General features: G+C 33.6%; 15 protein-coding genes. 5 read left to right on the top strand and 10 right to left on the bottom strand.

What is annotated here, in order from left to right:
• Positions 1-236 (top strand): T9SS type A sorting domain-containing protein (locus tag N2201_01970; protein ID MCX7784987.1); only part of this gene is annotated, 236 nt, incomplete at its 5' end.
• Between the two features lie 578 nt (positions 237-814).
• Here the strand turns inward: N2201_01970 and N2201_01965 are convergent.
• The gene (locus N2201_01965; protein ID MCX7784986.1) at positions 815-2,173 is read right to left on the bottom strand and encodes a T9SS type A sorting domain-containing protein; all 1,359 of its coding nucleotides are present in this window, start codon (positions 2,171-2,173) and stop codon (positions 815-817) included.
• Between the two features lie 421 nt (positions 2,174-2,594).
• Here N2201_01965 and N2201_01960 point away from each other — a divergent pair, with 421 nt between their 5' ends.
• Entirely contained in the window at positions 2,595-4,421 is a 1,827-nt protein-coding gene (locus N2201_01960; GenBank protein ID MCX7784985.1) for a T9SS type A sorting domain-containing protein, read from the top strand.
• Between the two features lie 88 nt (positions 4,422-4,509).
• Here the strand turns inward: N2201_01960 and recO are convergent, their stop codons facing one another.
• The 6 genes from recO to N2201_01930 form a co-directional block, all read right to left on the bottom strand.
• A complete protein-coding gene (gene recO, locus N2201_01955; protein MCX7784984.1) occupies positions 4,510-5,232 on the bottom strand; it encodes a DNA repair protein RecO in 723 nt (240 codons plus the stop codon).
• A gap of 148 nt (positions 5,233-5,380) precedes the next feature.
• Positions 5,381-6,763: a magnesium transporter gene (mgtE, locus tag N2201_01950; protein MCX7784983.1), complete on the bottom strand. Its 1,383-nt coding sequence runs from the start codon at positions 6,761-6,763 to the stop codon at positions 5,381-5,383.
• Positions 6,753-7,697 (bottom strand): CNNM domain-containing protein, encoded by a 945-nt coding sequence (locus N2201_01945; GenBank protein MCX7784982.1) that lies wholly within the window; start codon positions 7,695-7,697, stop codon positions 6,753-6,755. Before N2201_01945 ends, mgtE begins: the two co-directional genes overlap by 11 nt.
• On the bottom strand, positions 7,690-9,003 hold the full coding sequence (locus N2201_01940; GenBank protein ID MCX7784981.1) for a hemolysin family protein: 1,314 nt from the start codon (positions 9,001-9,003) through the stop codon (positions 7,690-7,692). The genes N2201_01945 and N2201_01940 overlap by 8 nt, the downstream gene beginning before the upstream one ends.
• A 95-nt stretch (positions 9,004-9,098) precedes the next feature.
• On the bottom strand, positions 9,099-9,488 hold the full coding sequence (gene ybeY / locus N2201_01935; GenBank protein MCX7784980.1) for an rRNA maturation RNase YbeY: 390 nt from the start codon (positions 9,486-9,488) through the stop codon (positions 9,099-9,101).
• Between the two features lie 148 nt (positions 9,489-9,636).
• The gene (locus N2201_01930) at positions 9,637-10,626 is read right to left on the bottom strand and encodes a PhoH family protein (protein MCX7784979.1); all 990 of its coding nucleotides are present in this window, start codon (positions 10,624-10,626) and stop codon (positions 9,637-9,639) included.
• Between the two features lie 231 nt (positions 10,627-10,857).
• Between N2201_01930 and N2201_01925 the strand changes: the two genes are divergently transcribed.
• Positions 10,858-11,985, top strand: a complete 1,128-nt coding sequence (locus N2201_01925; protein ID MCX7784978.1) for a hypothetical protein — start codon at positions 10,858-10,860, stop codon at positions 11,983-11,985.
• Between the two features lie 420 nt (positions 11,986-12,405).
• On the opposite strand, the gene N2201_01920 is transcribed toward N2201_01925, so the two are convergent.
• The 3 genes from N2201_01920 to rfbD all read right to left on the bottom strand — a co-directional run bounded on the left by N2201_01920 (position 12,406) and on the right by rfbD (position 16,505).
• Complete coding sequence (locus tag N2201_01920) at positions 12,406-14,967, bottom strand: hypothetical protein (protein MCX7784977.1); 2,562 nt, start codon at positions 14,965-14,967, stop codon at positions 12,406-12,408.
• A gap of 162 nt (positions 14,968-15,129) precedes the next feature.
• Positions 15,130-15,534, bottom strand: coding sequence for an NUDIX hydrolase (locus N2201_01915; GenBank protein MCX7784976.1), 405 nt, complete (start codon positions 15,532-15,534; stop codon positions 15,130-15,132).
• A 116-nt stretch (positions 15,535-15,650) separates the two neighbouring features.
• Complete coding sequence (gene rfbD / locus N2201_01910; GenBank protein MCX7784975.1) at positions 15,651-16,505, bottom strand: dTDP-4-dehydrorhamnose reductase; 855 nt, start codon at positions 16,503-16,505, stop codon at positions 15,651-15,653.
• A 1,760-nt stretch (positions 16,506-18,265) separates the two neighbouring features.
• Here rfbD and rpmH point away from each other — a divergent pair.
• Both rpmH and rnpA read left to right on the top strand, forming a co-directional pair.
• A complete protein-coding gene (rpmH, locus tag N2201_01905; protein ID MCX7784974.1) occupies positions 18,266-18,403 on the top strand; it encodes a 50S ribosomal protein L34 in 138 nt (45 codons plus the stop codon).
• A gap of 89 nt (positions 18,404-18,492) precedes the next feature.
• On the top strand, positions 18,493-18,918 hold the full coding sequence (gene rnpA, locus N2201_01900; protein MCX7784973.1) for a ribonuclease P protein component: 426 nt from the start codon (positions 18,493-18,495) through the stop codon (positions 18,916-18,918).
• Positions 18,919-18,932 lie beyond the last annotated feature (14 nt).

Genomic DNA, 18,932 nt, shown 5'->3' with positions numbered 1-18,932 from the left:
CACCTAACCTCTCCCATCAAGGGCGAGGAAATAATTTAAAGGTATCGCTTGTGATTTATGATGTTTCAGGAAGATTGATTAAGACATTAGTCAATGAACATAAAGCACCGGGAATTTATAGCATAATTTGGAATGGAACTGATGAGAACGGTAGAAAAGTCGGTCAAGGTGTCTATTTCTATGTTCTGCATGCTGATGGCAATACAATCCAAAGAAAAATGCTGATGATAAGATAAGGAGTTTTACCACAGAGACACACAGAGATACAAACATAGACACGGATAGAAATTTATAGAAACTGGTAGAAATTCGATGGAAATTGATAAAAATTTGTAGAATTGGTTATTGATTTCTGCAACCAGACGGAGAAACTGAAGGATTAGGTTGTCCAGTATGTAATTTAATTGACGATCTATTTGGTAATCTGCCTGATAATCAGGTTAATTATTTGGAAACCAATGATTAGATTGTCTGGGAGGTAAATAGGAAGGTAAGCCAGGGGGCTTACCGGTAGGCTACTGGTCGGCTTGCCGAGAGGGTGGTTAATTGGACAGTCTATTTGGTTACCGATAGAGGCGAGTATACCGCTCTAAAATTATTTCATTAAAATGGATCGTTTGTTGGTGCGAGCGTAATTATTATACTTATAAAATTTATTATACTTATAAAATTTATTATGCTTATAAAATTTATTATGCTTATAAAATCCCATATTTTCAATCCTTCCGCAAAATTTAATTGGTCTCAAACTAAATATTATAATCAGTTAAGAATAATGAATTCAGAAATAGTAACATACTGAGTGACATCCTGATTATTTTTTTACTACAATCTTTTTCTGGACACTTTCTTCTCCAATTTGAACAAAATAAATACCACTTTTAATACCAGATAGTGAAAACTTTATCGCTTTTTCTGCTTTATGTTCTAAAGTATGACTATAGTAATTTTGCATCTTTTCTTTTTTTACTAATTTACCAGTTACATCATATAATTTTATCTCGTTAGTAATAGATTGTGGACAAATCATAAAATAAGTAGTAGCCGGATTGGGATAGATTTCAAAATCTTTTACTTTTTGCATTCCTCGGTTGGTTTCATTCAAACCAATATTCCCCTTAATCACAGAAACCGTTCCACTTGTAAAATTTGCTACATAAACACGATTGTATTGCCGATTGAATGCCAAATTTATGGGCTGACTATCAACACTAATAGTTGTAATAATCTGATTGTTTACGCTATTAATGACAGTGACATCACCAGAACCGTAGTTAGCACAATAGAGTAGACCATTAACTTCATCAAAAAATAAGTTTTTCGGTCTTGCTCCTACAGGAATCGTTGAAAGAATCTGGTTACTTATACCATCAATTACTGCCAGATTATTAGATAAGAAATTTGCGGAATAAATTCTATCATTTATGGAATCGTATGCTAAAGCCCAAGGGCACCATCCGGGATAAATCGTAGTAATTACTAAATCAGTTGTCCCATCAATTATTGAGATACTACTATTTCCCCAATTGGCACAATAAATTTTATTATTTCGGTGGTTATAGATTAAATCGCATGGCGCAATTCTTACCGGAATAGTCGTTGGAATCTGATGCGTAACGGCATCAATTACCGTAATATTCTCACTGTCTAAATTTGCACAGTAGATTTTATTATTTGTCGAATTATAAGTGAAATCATTAGGAAAACAGCCTGCGCCAATTGTCATTACCACAATATCTTTATTTCCGTCAACAACTGATATATTATTTGTTTTAGCATTTGCACAATACAGGCAATTATTTGTGGGATTAAAGAACAATGCGACTGGTTTCATACCGACCGCAATTGTCGTTATCAATTGATTATTATTGCAATCAATAACACTAATACTATTGCTTTTTTCATTGGCACAGTAGATTTTATTATTAATAAGATTATATGCTAAGGCGATTGGATTACTATCAACATCGATAGTCGTGCTTATCTGATTGTTTTCGCCATCAATCACGGTTATGTTATGGCTTCCCCAATTAGCACAATACAATTTATTATTAACTGGATTATATACCAATGCTTTGGGATATAATCCCACAGGAATCGTTGTCTCCAAATACTGTGCGTCCAGTATACTAATAAAGATTAAATATAAGATTACAGAAAATAATTTACTCATTTAGAGAAGATAGTGCGTCTAATTTTATTTTTAACTAAAAAATTCAACTTATTCGTATTAAAAGAAATTTCTAAATGTCATATCAAACAAAGCAATATTTATAATAATTGTTCTTATCATAGAATAAAAAGAATTCGTCGTCAAGTAGCCAGTATTAAAAAATATAGTCAACAAGTTAATTGCTTGACATTGACAAATTAAATTTATTTACGAAAACACAAACTAAAAATTGGAGACAGATTGGGGATTGAAATCGAATAGTGTTTTTTTTCTGATATGTAAGAATTTTTTATCCTGATGATTTTTAAATTATATTGCATCTGATTCTTGACATCATTGGGTTTTTTGTTAATATAATAAAAATTGCCCGAATGGGTAAGATTAAAATAAACGAGGAGCATATTGCTCCCAAGGAGGCATAATGATACAGATTGTGTTACTTTTAGTAACCGCCCTAAGTAATCCCGTAACACCGCCACAATATGCAACGCTTGGTGCAGGTGGCCCAGACGCTTATGGTTATCGCTGGATTGATAATGATACGACTGCTCCCAATATACCTACTTTTGCTTGGAAAGATATTAGTTCTGTCGGAACTTTGGTGTCGGGTCTTGCTGATGATAATGTTGTAGGTCCATTTCCTATCGGTTTTAGTTTCCCTTATTATTGGTATACCGTAAATAATTTCTACATTGGTTCCAATGGTTATATTGCTTTTGGTGATAATTATCTCTCAGCCCATCCTTTCCAAAATTTACCAAGCCCCGCACGTCCTAACAATATTATTGCAGCGCTAATGTCAGATTTAGATTTTTCGGTTGGTAGCCCGGCTTGTTACTATTGGACAAATCCGGCACATGATACCTGTATCATATCTTTCTTAAATGTCCGATGGTGGAATGTTCCGACCTCATGTTGTTCGTTACAGATAATTCTTTCTCGACCTGATAGTTCCATAACTTTTCAATATAAAAAGATTCAAGGTGTTCCATATAATGGTGGTTGGTCAGCAGGTAACAATACAATTGGAATTGAAAACATTACAGGAACTGTCGGACTCTCTTATTTATACGGTGCTGTTCCCTCAATCAATACACCGCATGATGGTTTAGCCGTAAAATTCTACCCTCCGGTTTCTTCATCCTATGCAGTAAATGATGTTGGTGTCTGGAATGTTTTGAATGATAATTCCGGTGGTGTTTTTTTCTACAATCAAGAACCACGCACTATCTGGGCAAGAATTAAAAATACCGGTAACCAACCAGCCAGTAATATCCCAGTTCACTGTCGAATTCGGAATGCTGCAGGCACAATTGTCTATAATAGCACAGTTACGATTCCGTCAATGACACCAGGACAAATTGATTCTGTTGTGTTTACACCTAACTGGACACCATCAGCTACTGGTATTTATCGAACCGTAGTGAGAACTGCAATGACAGGTGATGTCTATCCAGCCAATGATTCAATTATTGTCGAAACCAGAGTAGTTACTTATCCAGCCGAATTAATGTATGACGATGGCACTAATGATGGCGGCCGATATTGGAACGGACCTAACGGTGGTTTTGGCAATAAATTCATCCCTCCCCGTTATCCCTGTCGGATTACTGCTGCTAGAGTAAATCTTTATTATTTAGCAACTCCTTCAATTTGCTCAGTCTTTGTTTATAAAGACGATGGTCCAGGCGGAACTCCTGGTACAGTTTTAGCTCGTGGCGCTATTACTGTTAACTCAACATCAGCAACCTGGTATCAGTTAAATCTTGACCAGACGATTAATTCTGGAGCATTCTTTGTTGGTGTTATCGGCACAACTAATCAAGAACCGGTCTTTAGTATGGATACCTCTCAGCCACGCTCTTATCAGGGTTGGGAATATACCGGTGCCTGGGCACCCGACCGCGACGCTGCAGATAATGATGTAATGATGCGGGCATTAGTAAATTTGGGCACTGGAATCGAAGAACTGGGACCGACATCAATAAATCCCAGACCTCATCTTACTGCCGACCCTAATCCATTCCATCATCTTATTACTATTCAACTCAATGAAGTATATACGCCTTATAAAGTTGTTGATATCTATAATATCTTAGGAGAAAAAGTTAATAAAATTTTCACTACCGAGAACTCGATAACTTGGGATGGAACTGACCGAAGCGGCCGGAAAGTTATACCCGGGGTTTATTTTGTTAAACTTCAAAACAGCCGGACGCCAGTGCTAAAGATTATTAAGGTTAATTAAATAATAATTATTTTTTTAGCAGGTCGCATCTTACATTTAAAGTTGCGGCCTGCTTTTATTTTTGTCCCAAAACCATCAATACATCTAACTATGAAAATCGCAAGGAGTGAAGTTGAACTTTGTCTAAATGATAGTTTATGTAATTCTCAACTAATTTGGCAGTTGATTGCGGGATAGATGTTTTTAAGGTTTTCTCCAGTGGGGCAGTTAATAAATATCTTAATGGCTTGATGTGTTCTTTACCATAAATCTCATCATCTAAAAATATATGGTTAGCACATAAGACGCCGCCTTTTTTTATACTAAAACCATTTGTTTTTGAGTTTTTGCAAACTATACACCATCTAAGTTCTGGCTGATAACCTAAAATACTAATTGTTTTCAAAAAATAAGCCGTAACTAATGAAGAAAAATTATTGCTGGAATTAGCCGAGTTAAGAGTTTTTAAGGCAGAATATAATAGTCTAAATAAATTTGGGTTAGGGTCTTCGAAATTTACTGTCCGTAGGATTAACTCGACAATTTGGTTAGCATAGAAATATTTGTTGGTGCATTTTAAATTTAGCAAACCATCGATGAGCGAAGCATCAGATAGAATGTAAATGGATTTAGGCTCAGTTTTATAGAAGATTAATTCTGAACAAACAAAAGGCTCTAAACTTGAACCAAATTTACTCAGCGATTTTCTGGCACCTTTAGCAATTAGCGCTATCTTGCCGTATGCCTCAGTATAAAAAATTACACTTTTAGATGTTTCTCGAAAATTACGTGATACAAGACAAATTCCTTTCGTCCTAATAATTCTTGGCATTATTATTAATTATGAGATATTTTTAGCATTAAGATTACATTTCTCAGTTTAACACAATTGATAACGCCCTTATCAATGGAATTATAATGAGACTGCGGTTGATGTTATGTTGTCCACAATCTCAGCGCCTTTTCATTGGTGTACTTACTTAGTGAAGACCAAAGATTTTTATAGCAAGTGCAGTTAAACCTAAAAGAGCAAATAATCCAATAGCATCAGTAACTGCTGTAAGTAAAAGCCCTGATGCTAATGCCGGATCTCTTTTTAATTTTGATAAAATTAACGGTAACATAAGACCAGTTATGGCACCAACAATCATATTAATTACAAGCGCACCAAATACAATTAATCCTAAAAGTGGAGAACCCCGAAAAATAATTGCGACAAAAGCGGTAACAATTCCGCATGCTCCGCCCGTGCATAAACCAACTTTTAATTCTTTTAGTAACAATCGCTTTGCATCATTAAAAGTGATTTCTCCTAATGCCAGAGACCGGACAATGATTGCAATAACCTGACTACCGGTAGCACCTCCCATTTCCGAAATTACTGGCATAAATGCCGCAACCGTAATCATCGTTTTTAAGGTCTGTTCAAATGAACCGATTACTAATGCTGCAACAAACGCGCCCAAAAGGTCAATATAAAGCCAAGGTAAACGTCTCCTTACACTTTTGGTGATGGGCGAAAATGCTGATTCCAATTCATAGGCGTGTCCTAATTTAGCAATATCTTCACTCGCCTCTTCTTCAATGACTTTGATGATGTCTTCTGAAGTTATAATACCTTTTAACACTCCGGCATCATCAACCACAGGAACAGTGGTCATTTCATATTTTCTCGCGGCTTGGATAGTTTGCTCCTGGTCATCTAAGACATGTGCAAAAAATGGGCAGGGTTTGGTAATTCTTTTTACTAACATCCGAGGTGAGGTAAATACCAGATCCGTAAGATAGACATATCCTTGTAATTTTGATAAATCGTCTGTGACAAAGAAAAGATTAGTTGGCTGGACTTTAGTTCGATTTGCCCGAACTTTTCTTAAAGCACTACCAATTGTTTCGTTTTCCAATAGCGGTAGAAAATCAATCGTCATTCTACCGCCAGCAGTATTTTCGGGGTATTTAAGTAATTCGGCTAATTCGCGAGAGGCTTCTTCGGGTAATGTTTGGAGAACTGAAGTCCGCTCTTGAATTGGCATCGTTCCCACAATATCTGTTGCTTCGTCCGCTTCCATTTCTTTAACTATTTGAGATAGCTCTGGTTTACTTAATTCGCCCAGTATTATTCCTAGCGAATAGCGGTCAATGTCTAACAGTACATCGGCAGCTTGGTCAACATCTAAAAGTTGGAAAAGTTTTATTTTTAATGACGGTTCTAGACGTTTAATTGCAATACCGATTTCTGAGTGATGAATTTTAGGTAAAAGTTCTTTCAGGTTTTCGATTTGATTTGACCTAAGCAATTGCTCAATCGTTAAATGATGTTTTTGATTTGTAGTTTTAAATTTCCCATTTAATTTAAGTTTCACTTCTAATCTCTCCTACTACTTCTTCAAGTAAATCTTCTAAAGTTATAATTCCTACAGTCTCGGCCTGTTCATTTTGGACAATTGCTAAATGTTCACCCTGGCGGCTCATTGTTTTCAAAACCATTATCGCTTTATCCTTTGCAGACACTAAATAAGGCTTTCGATAAAACTCTTTTAATTTCCAGGTTTTGCTTTTAATTGCCCAAATAATATCTTTAATATGAATTATAGCAATTATCTTATTAAGATTTTTTTGATAAATAGGATACCGTGAGAAACGATATTTTTCAATGATTTTTTTTGCTTGTCGATAAGTCACATCTTCCGGTAATCCAACAATCCGTTCTTTAGGAATCATAATCTCTCCGACTGTCATTTGGGAAAATTCAAAAAGGGCTTTTGCCATTTGATTGAGAGTTGGCGAATCTTTTGTTTTTTTCTCTTTGAGCAAAGAAAGAAAATCCTGCCTTGAGAGTTTATAATAACTATTATTTCGTACTTTAGGCAAAATTGGCGAAAAGACAATTAACAATAATCGGATTAAAGGACTGATAATTATTACCCAATATTCGGCAAATGCCTGCGCAATAACTTTAGGTAAAAAATCACCAAATACTAATGATAAAATCACTACAAGTATTACTGAGACGATTGTATATGCTGGACCAAAATAGATAATAAAGAAGCGGGAAAAAATTACTGATGTCATTACCACAAAGAGATTAGTCAAAATTAAAGTGATAATTAAAACCTGTTCTTTTTTTTCTAAAACGCCAATTGCGGTATTGACACGGACTTTGAAAACTGAGGCAAGATTGCTTCTTTTTGCCCAAGTCATCAAACGAATCCAGTTGGCTTTAGCAAAAGCCGTTTCACTACCAGCAAAAACTCCTTGTCCGATTACAGTGATTAGACCCAAGATTATTTCATTCATTGCCTACTTTTGTAATTAATACTTTAAGAATTCGTTTTCGACTTATGGATTTTATCTCCAGTCGATAATTTTTATAAATTAAAATTTCACCTTTTTGAGGAATCCGGCCCCAGTTATGTAAGATAAAACCACTTAAACGGTCACCAATTGATGGAGAAATATCCTGGCTAAAATCACCAAATAAACGGTCTAAAGTTTTTAAATCAATATCACCAGAAACAAGATAAGATCGGGAATCAACAGATTTATAAGGCATTTCTTCAGTAGTGTCAAATTCATCTTGAATCTCACCTAATAGTGTTTCTAAGATATCTTCTAATGTTACTAGACCGGCAGTTTGTCCATACTCATCAATAACAATTGCGATATGGGAATCTTTTTTCCGCAACTCTTCTAAAAGAACTGGCAAAGATTTGTTTTCGGGTACAAAGTAAGGTCGGCGCACAATTTCTTCAATCGGACGCTGCAAAAATTTTTTAGTTTTAATCTTTGTGGTTAAATCTTTTAAGTAAAGGATGCCCACTATATTATCAACAGTCTCTTTATAGACTGGAATTCTCGAATATAAGGGAAAGTCATTCGAGGTGATTATTTTCATAACTTCAGTAATGGTTAAATCTTTATTAAGGCAAACCATTTGAATGCGAGGAGTCATCACTTCGGACACTCGACGATGGGATAAATCAACTAAATTGTAAAGAAAATCTTTTTCCTCAACAAGAATTAAACCTTGTTCTTTACTTAAATCAATGATTGTCTTTAAATCATCTTCTGACGGAAAAGGTGTCTTTGTTATATAACGATTAATTCGAGTTAATAGCCAGTCACCCAATTGTTGTAAAGGAGTAGTTACACATCTAAATAGTTTGGAAAGGCAATAGATTAAATTCGTAGTTTTCAATGCAAATGTGCTGGGATTGCGGACAGCAATAACTTTGGGTGTAATTTCACCAAAAATTAGCAGTAAAACCGTCATAAAGATTGCTCCGATAGTAATGAATATATCAACCGCTAAGTCGTATTTTTTTGCCAAAGTGATGACAAACAGAGTAAAAACTGAAGATGCCGAAGTATTGACAAAGAGATTACCCAAAAGGATAGTGGCTAATAATGTTGAAGGATTATTTACCAAATTTTCTATTATTGTGAGATATTTTAAATAATTGCGGCCTGTAACTGAATATCGAGCTTTTTCTCGCATTGAAGCCCGTAAAGTTTCATTAAAACTAAAAAAAGCTGTTTCCGAGCCGGAAAAAATAAAAGAAAACACTAAAAGAATAATTACAATTATCAAATAGATAAACATTTACTTTGTTTACTCAACGATAAAAATTACAACGGGACTTCAAATTTAATTGCCCAAATTGACACTTTGGATATTAACTTTTTGAAACAAAGAGTTTAAATAATTAAATTATTCAAATCTTGTTTTTCCATTTCTTGATGTGAGAAGCCTAAAAGATGAAGGATACCATGTCTTATCAAATTACAGACTTCCTGCTTCGGACTGAGATTCAGTTTTTGGGCTTGTATTCGGGCGCGGTCTTTAGAAATATATATTTCGGCCCATATTTCTTCATTAATGGGAAATGCTAAAACATCTGTTGTTCGATTGCGACCTAAATATTTTTTATTTAACTCTTTGATATATTGGTCATTGACAAATATTATATTAAGGAATTTTGCATTGGGTGATAATCGATTATAAAATCTTTTTAAAACAGTTTGAGCAAATTTCTTATAAGTTCTAATTTCAGTTTTGGATACATTTCCTAAGCATTCAATTTTCATTATCCCACCTAAGTAAAATTGACAAGTCCGAATAATCCTTCTGGACTATCTGGACTATTAATTTAGTTTTTGCTTTTAGTTCGATTATCATATTGGTCGATAATTTTTAAGTAGCCATCTTCGATATTATTATTTGTTGACATTTAATTTATTGGGATTTATCTGTCTCGTAGGCCTTGATGATTTTGGAAACCAGTGGCGGTCGGACGACATCGTATTCATTAAAATAGACAAATTTGATACCTTCAATATTTTTTAATTTGGTCTGAACTTCTATTAATCCGGAAGTATATCTCTTTTCTAAATCTATCTGAGTGACATCGCCCGTAACAATTGCTTTCGAATTCCATCCCAAACGGGTAAGAAACATCTTCATTTGAATTGAAGTCGTGTTTTGAGCTTCATCTAAAATCGCATACGCATCCGAAAGAGTTCTTCCACGCATATACGCTAACGGTGCAACTTCAATTATTTGTTCGTCAATTAATCGTTTCATTCTTTCTAAAGGGAGCATATCGTATAAAGCATCATACAATGGTCTTAAATATGGGTCGACTTTTTCTTTCAAATTGCCAGGTAAAAACCCTAGTTGTTCACCAGCTTCAACTGCTGGACGGGTCAAAATAATTCGACTAATTCTCCCTGATATTAATGCTTGTACTGCTTTTGCTACTGCCAAATAAGTTTTACCAGTTCCGGCTGGACCAATTGCAATTACAATATCAAAATTATCGATTGCCTGTAAATATAGTTCTTGATTAGAGCTTTTAGCAATGATTACTTTTTTGGGTGTTCGAATTTCATTCTCCGTTGTTATTATCTCAAAAGATTTATCTTTCTGTTCTACAACCAGTTTTTGTCCAGGGACAACATTTTTTATTTCTTGAGCGACTCGTTCTAAAGTAATGCTTTCGCTATGTTCTAAGGCGTTAATTAAATTTAAGAATAATTCCCGAATTTTACTTAATTCGTATTTAGGACCGGTCACCCGAATGCGGTCAGCACGTACCGAGATTTGCGATTGAAAGTATTGATTAATAAGTTTAAGATTTTCATCGGCTAATCCGAGTAAAGCTACAGGGTCAATGCCACTTAGACTGATGGAAAATTTACCAATATCTGATTTAATTTTTCCCATATTTTATATTTTATAATAGAAGAGTGAAAAGTCAAGTTAATCTCATAATAATAAGCACTATATACTCACATGTCCCCTTTTAATATGTATTCTGACCAATAAGATTTATGGCATAAACTCACAGAAAATATAAAAAAATTTTTAGTTTGCCTTCAGAGGTCAGTAGTTTTGTAAGAATTTTTGAAGGTTCTTTTACTTGACAATCATATCTTTATTTATTAGTCTCAAAATATGCCATCGCTATTAGCAATTAATTTAGAAATTGGGTTAGGCCATCCTTATTATTTAGATTATGTATTACAAGCGATAAAAATTCAAAATCCTAGAATACCTATAAAATACCTTGAGGTCCTGAGTAGAGAAAAAGGTCTTGCTCAATATTTCTGGCGATTTTCAGAAAAATTATATTGCTTTGGGGCACAAGGCGGACTTAGCACGAAATTTTACAATAAATTTCGAGCATCTGGAAAAGGACATAAATTAGCTCGATTTTGTCTAATGAATATCAAAAAAGAAATTGCCGATAAACACCAAGTCGTTTTAGTTTCACATCCAATTTTAGCCCATAATCTAAACGGAGATATTTGGTATATTCATGGAGAAATTGCTGCGCCTCCCGAATGTGCTTGTAATGTTAAAAAAATCGTTGTTCCGACCGAAGCAACCAAACAAAAACTTATTAATTATGGCGTAAAATCTGACACTGTTTTTGTTAGCGGATTGGTTATCTGCCCGGACTTAGTCATCTCTGCGGAAGAAAATTTTAAGACCCGGCTATTGCGGTTAAACTCAGACAAACCATTAACGGTCGGTTTTTTTATTTCTGGAGCATATCCTAAACCTCATATTCAGAAAATTATTGAAGGAATTATTTCGGTAACTAAAGATAACTTTAGGACTATTGTCTTTACTGGTATTAATCAGAAAAAAACGCGAAATTTTATTGCTCAACTTAATCAAAAACAAAATCTTATTTTTAGACCTAAAAGCTCAATTGTTTTTATCCAAAGTAAGCATCGTGTCGATTATCAAAAAAGAGTGACTCGTCTTTTACCATTACTTGACATTTTTGTCTCAGCAAGTCATGAGCATACTAATTGGGCTGTCGGATTAGGTATTCCAATGTTTGTATTGTTTCCGATGATTGGTAGCTATGCAATAGAAAATTATCAGTTTGCTAAAGAGCAAGGCGTTGTTTATCCAATATCAACCATAGCCGAAGCCCGAAACTTAGCCAAGGTTATCAAAGAATTACATAAGTCAGGAATTTTAGCTCAGATGGCGGTACGAGGATGGGGTAAATTACCAATTAATGGTGCTTATAATACCGCTCAAGAACTAATTAAAATCTTAAATTAATCTACTGGATAAATTTATTTGGACTATTTAATTACAAGAATTTGATTACATAAAAATGGAATTAGGGAAAGATGGGGCTGCCTTCAGACATTTTTTTGAAAGGAGGTTATGTACACCTTTATCCGGGGTAAGGATAAAGGCGAAGGAGGTTAAGATGCTTTGGGTGGGTGTCTGAAGACACTTTCCCTAATTCCGCAATTATTTGTTTCCATCATTGGTTTAATGACTGTATATATTATATGTAAAAATATTAAAAAGTCAAGACAGAAGAATAAATAGTCGGTATCTTTAACATATAAAACTTAAATGTATTAAAATATTAAACACTATTATTTTGGAGATTTACTCTATAAAAACTTTCTCTCTTTTGTATTTACCCTACTATGGTAAATTTGTTGAAAAAGGCAATTTTTTTCAAAACTATTTTTGAAAAGTTTGTATCAACTTAGGTATGTATAAGTTTAGACCTTCAACCCAAAACATACATCTACCATCCCTTAAATATAAGAAAGAAGGTAGTTCTTTGATGCCCCATTTATTATAAATATCTTCTTTGATAAGATAAAAATTCTCCTTATATATATCCCTTTCTTTCAAAAAAACTTGAACTTGTTCTTTATCATAAGCAACTGCTAATAAATAGACCTTACCTTTGAATAAGTTTATGTCTTGCCAAGCATTTTTAAGTGTTGATTTAGATGCTTCTGATTCTATATCAAAGATAATTACTAACACATCTCCTTTATTTAGTGTCTTTCCGTTAATGCCGATTTTGGTTAAATCTCTTAGTCCTTTATATTCTCGAACCATCAAATCGCCAGGATTTATATTTTCAGGTATATCCATATTTATATTATAAAAACTGGTATCTTTTGAAGGTAAAATTTTCTTAATGCGCACATATACATCGCCAAAACCATTTCGCCAGCCGGTAATGAGATATGATGGCTCTGCGTTAAGTGTAATGATTATGCGTTTGTTAAAATTATCAATTTCTGGTTCAAGTCGTATTGGCGTATCTTTAAATCTTATAATACTAAAGTCTTCGAAATATTCAACTTGCTCAGTAATATCTGTCTTATTTGCCTCAAATTTTAAACCAATCCACCTCTTCTCTTTCTGGTCTTTTGGCTCGAAACTTTGTTCTTTCCAACCATTATCCCAATATTCAACTGCATCATAACTCCATTTTATCCTTGCAGGAATGCCAATACTTCTTAATACTCCGACAATAAAAATATATTGTTCAAGGTCAGTCGCTCTTTTTGCTCTATAAACATCTAACGGGTTCATCATTGGACCAAAATAATCTCCTTCTTCTTTTTTCTTAAGGTTCTGTTTTACCCAATCAAATAAATTATTAACAACACGGTTAACTCTTGGTTTATCTTTTAATGTTGCTTTTCTTAGATTCATAAAATGTTCTTGTAGTTCACTGCGCCAACTTCCTAATCGTTCATATAAAATTCGTGGTGCGACAAGATATGTTCTAATAATCGTATCTGGAATGCTTTTATTTGCCCAACTTAATGACTTCTCTAAAGATAAAAGTTCTGGATATAGTCCACTGGTATCAAAACCAACCAGATCTTTTTGCCCCAGATGCTGAAAATACTTCTGGAAAATCGTTTTCTTCGTTTCAGGTAACTTAAAATAAAAATTGATTAAAGATTGTTTATTACCTTTGGCGTCATTAAATATCTTGAGTGATTGAGAGTCTAATTGTGTAACTGTTAAACTATCAAGAGAATTGATTTTAGTAAAATGTTCTTCCTGTAATTTCTTAAGTAATTTAGTATTGGGTTTATATCTTGACTTTGGAAAATTTCGTGTTACTTTACGAGTATATAACCAAAACGATGTATCAGGAAATTCAGTTTTTGAAATATCAATCTGAATAGTATCATAATCTTCATTTGATGGCCGCCAAATATAATAACCGATTCTGGTATCTTTATAAGCATAAATGAATAAATCTGTCTTTCCTACATACCACTGAACATATCCATTTTTATTGGTCTTTTTCAGACCAACCGGTGCTAATGAAGAATAATTATATACTGAGATTGAAACGGAGACACTTTCTTCAGGCAAATTATCCTTTGTAATTTTAATCGTTAGTTCAATGACATCTGTATAATTAGAAGTTGAATTGATGACTAAATAATCATTCCCTTGCTTATCAATTATTTCAGTACCAAAACCACTAGATACTTTTTTGATATTGGACTTGTGGGTTTTGAGTAATTCTTCAGGGGTTTTACCATAAACAACGCTTTTAATGATCGCAGTCCTGTTTGAAGGTATAGCAAACCAGGTTTGGTTAAGATCTGTAAGTTCACCGCCACCCAGAAAATACCATTTGTCGTCAATCCAGACTTCAACCCAGGCGTGATTGGAATTTGTGAATGGCCACCAAGGCGTATAGGTATGACGAGCCGGAATGCAAACTGTCCTAAGTGCTTTAATGAATAGAATTGACATCTCTTCGCATCTTCCAATACCACGTTTGATGGTGGTTAGAGCATTCTGGTCCCAGCGTTCAGTCGGTTCATATTTCATCTTAGTAAACACCCATTCATTAATTCGAAGCACTGCTTCGCGTATACTTTTTGTTTTCTTTATCAGTTCATACAATGTATCTGCATAAATTACTGTAAAATTCTCTAATGGTTCTTGGCTTACTCGATGAGGAAGGATATAATAATAGAATAGATTATCATTTATTCTGTTTCGCCAGGGTACGCGATTATAATTCTTTTTCAAGGCATCGAAATATTTAATAAAATCGTCTGCTTTGAGATTTACTAAATCAACATCCGGCATTGCTGAAAGTAAGAACTCTGCCCAATGCCAATACCCTTTGTGTTCGGCTGAGGAAATAAATTTTTTGATTTCAGGTAAATTTTCGCCTGCCCGGCTAAAAAGAGAATCTTTATTAATCTCGACGGTTAACAGCGCCCAACATAGTATTATCAGCATGTACTATTGTTTGTGAATAAATCTAAAAATTTTCGCACAAAAGATAATTCTATCATTAGAATATGTGCTTGATGAAAATACGAAAAAGACATTTAGTAATAAATTACAGATAAGCATAATACATTGAAAATTCTTAAAGTAAGTATTGCTTTAAAATGTTTTTTAACATTTATCAGATTTTTTAAATTTGGTCTCAGCATAATCTTGTAAAATCTTTTGATGGTCAAACGCCAATGGCGGTAGATCTTCTAATGAGAATAAACCAATATCTTTAGCATCATCGCCCGCTTTTAATACTCCAGCCCCTTTAGCAGTAAAAACAACTGAAACTGTGTGTCCCCGTGGGTCACGGGTTGGGTCAGAATAAGTGTGAAATTGATTCAATTCTAACAAATCTAAACCGGTTTCTTCTTTACTCTCTCGAACTGCTGCGGATTCGACAGTCTCACCATATTCAACAAAACCGCCGGGTAATGCCCAACCCCAAGGCGGATTGTTCCTTTTTATTAACACAATTTTACCTTGATATTCAATGATAATATCAACAGTCAAGCGAGGTTGTTTCATTATTATCTAAATTATCTAATTAATAATATACACAATCGATAGCAACCCTTGGCAACTAACTGAAACAATTACTTTGCTAACACTCAATAATAGCTATAGTTTATGATATCGTTTTCTCAACAAACAATTTCTTTAAGAAAATCCTTTAATGCTTCTTGCCAATTTCGTAAAGATTTATTAAATATCTTTTTGTAATTATAATTTTCTAAAACGGAGTAATTCGGTCGTTTTGCTGGTCGTAACAATTTATCCGAAGTGATCGGAATAATTGGTATAGTTAATCCCATTTGCTTTATAATTTCACAAGCAAAATCGTACCAAGAACATATACCTGAATTTGTAAGATGGAATATTCCGTAATGCTCGCAGTTCACTAATTGATAGAGAGGTTCGCATAAATCTTTAGTATAAGTTGGCGAACCAATTTGGTCATTAACTACTTCTAATAGTTTTCTTTCTTGAGCTAATTTCAGTATCGTTGAGACAAAATTTTTGCCGTTTTTACCAAATAACCAAGACGTCCGGACAATGAAATATTTTTTCAGATGCTGTAAAACTAATTTTTCACCAAAGAACTTAGTTAATCCATAGTAATTAATTGGATTGGGTATATCGGTTTCTTGGTAAGACTCTTTTTTGCCGTCAAATACATAATCAGTGCTAATGTAGATAAACTTGGCGTTAACTTGTTTTGTTGCTAAAACCATTGCCCAAGTGCCTTGAGTATTTACTGCATAAGCTTTAGATTTATTTAATTCACATCCATCGACATCAGTATAGGCCGCAAAATGAACAACAACTTGCGGTTTTAATTGTTCTATAGTTATTATCGTGCGATTAACATCGGTTATATCATTATCTGGCAGGTCCCATTCAAATGGTACCAAATTATATTTTTTGAGATATTCACAAAAATCTGTGCCCAGCATTCCTTTTGCGCCAGTGACCAGAATTTTCATTTTATTTGCCATATATTCAATCATAATTTGCAAATCAAAACTTGTCAACTTATGCTTACGATAGGTAGTATATAATATTTTGTGTAAATTTAGGATTGATATGTTAAAAATATTGAATACCATTTGATAAAAAAAATTTAAATAAAATAATAAGAAAAGGAGGACACATTTATAATATAATTTATCGGCAAGAGAGCGTAATACCATCTGGGTAATAATAAAAAATTATTTCAACAAAAACCGAGACGCCGAAGAGTATGTAAAGCAATGATAGAAACCATGAGACAATTATTACAAAGCATAAGTCAAATAGAATTTAATGGGACAATCAAACCTGAGCATTATCAAAGAATCCTTGCTCGCATCAGTAATCGTAACTTTGTGACTTTCATCGGATTTTTACGGAATCTAAAGTACTTTATCTTCGTTAAGGTGGACTTCCAACTAAAGTTTTTAAGAAATACCTCAGCCAATGGAAAGAAATAAACCAATTCATCCGTAATGTCTTCGTTGCTAATATCAGTACCGGAGAAATTGGATCTGTCTAAGAAGAACGATCAGAGCCCACAAACCGTATGTTAATAGGCATCTCAGATATTAGTAGGATTTTTGATAATGAAATCAAAAATATCAACGAAGAGGGCAGTAACCGAGATTGTTTTTTCTATTTTTAGATGACATATAGATTAAGATTAGAGAGTCACTAACTAGCATAAAACGATACTGGTTGCGGATAGAATTAAACTTAACAGTCAATGAGAAATAATAAGATGTCAATAGGTTTGTGGTGAAAGCGCTGTAGAAAACAGGAAAGTCTCTTCGGATTTAGTCGGCGACAAATTATAAAAAGGCATATGCTCGATTTAAAAAATGGGTAAATAAGTAGAAATATAGGTATCAGAGTATACAAAAATATAGAAGGAAATAATAATAAGAAGTTATTAAGTTTTTTTATATAAGATGAAAGATTATGGAAGAAATTATAGACAACCAATATAATCTAGCAAATCTTTCGGACAACACGGAAGCGGATATGACAGATGTACAGTTTTCAACAAATATAACAAGCATTAAAGAAGGCCTTATGGTAGCCAGTTTACACCTCATAAACTTTATGTTATTTTTAATATACCAGTCTTTCATATTTGTCACTGGTTAGGTATAATATACCTCAGATGATAGGGATGAAGTTCTTTTAATCCCCGACAACAAAACTGCTTATGTCACTTAGTCCAAAACAGACTAATTACAGACAAAAATATAAATAAATTAAACGACTCAATTACAGTCTTTTTCTTTATGATTCATACCTTGCTATTAAGCAGCATAGACAGCGGAAACCTCTATTCCCCTTATATAAGAAGTTTTAAAATAATACACAGCAAATCAATGAGTTAAATAAAACTCAGTTCTATGTTTTTGTTAAAATGACGTTTATACTTTTTTATTAAGTTGTTATTTATTAATTGTGTGTCATTAAACCAGTCAGGTCGGACACTATTATTAGAAGAAAAGTGATATTTGTCTTTGGAAAAATTTTTACAAATCTTGAAAATATCTTTGTTTTAGAACCGTATTATTAGCAGAAATCAGTAATTGTTATCGCTTCTTGACAAAATTTCATAATAATTTCAAGAATTCATATTGAATTGTTTTGTTTCACTTTTTTTTATTTTTATTTCAAAATCGTTTTCAATGCTATTTGCTGTAGTTCGTGGTAAGTATTTGGAAAAGACTTGACTTTTATGTTAAATGTCATATAATACCACCATATGCCAAAAAGAACATATCAGCCTTCTAATATAAAAAGAAAACGAACACACGGCTTTCGTGCCCGAATGTCTTCACACTGGGGACGAAAAGTTCTACAACGGCGCCGGAAAAAAGGTCGCAAAAGATTGACTGTTTAAGATGGGTTTGAGAACCTATATCCGTTATTATCAAATCAGATATAGGTTTCAATCTCTGATAACAAAATTGCTTTGATGATGAGTATAAAATGGCTCAAGCAGATAATAATAAGAAGTTACCGAAAAGAGAAATTTTGTCAACCCTAAAAGAATTTAATGCAGTTCTTAAAAATGGTAAGGTTGTAAGCAGTCGATCTTTCTCAGTTTATTATACAAAAGGACCGAATCGAAAAATTGCATTTTTAGTGCCCAAAAATGTTGCTCCCAAGGCGGTAATGCGTAATCGTGTTAAGCGTTATCTGCGTGAGATTTATCGTAATAATAAAGAATATTTTGCTCATAATTATTGGTATATTGTGCAAGCGCGAACTTTAGCGATAGAGAAGCTTTTAAAAGAATTAGAGTCAGAGATGCTTGAGTTATTAACAAAAATTGATAATAAGAACGATAAAAATACAGTTGTATGCGGAACAGAACTGGATGTCGACAAGAAATATTCAGAAAGAACTGAATAAAGATAGTATGAAGG

The sequence above is a fragment of the candidate division WOR-3 bacterium genome, from assembly GCA_026418155.1.
Taxonomy (GTDB): domain Bacteria; phylum Hydrothermota; class Tepidihabitantia; order Tepidihabitantales; family CAIPLT01; genus JAOABV01.
The sequence above is the reverse complement of the archived record's forward strand: the minus strand, read 5'-3'. Positions and strand labels throughout refer to the sequence as shown.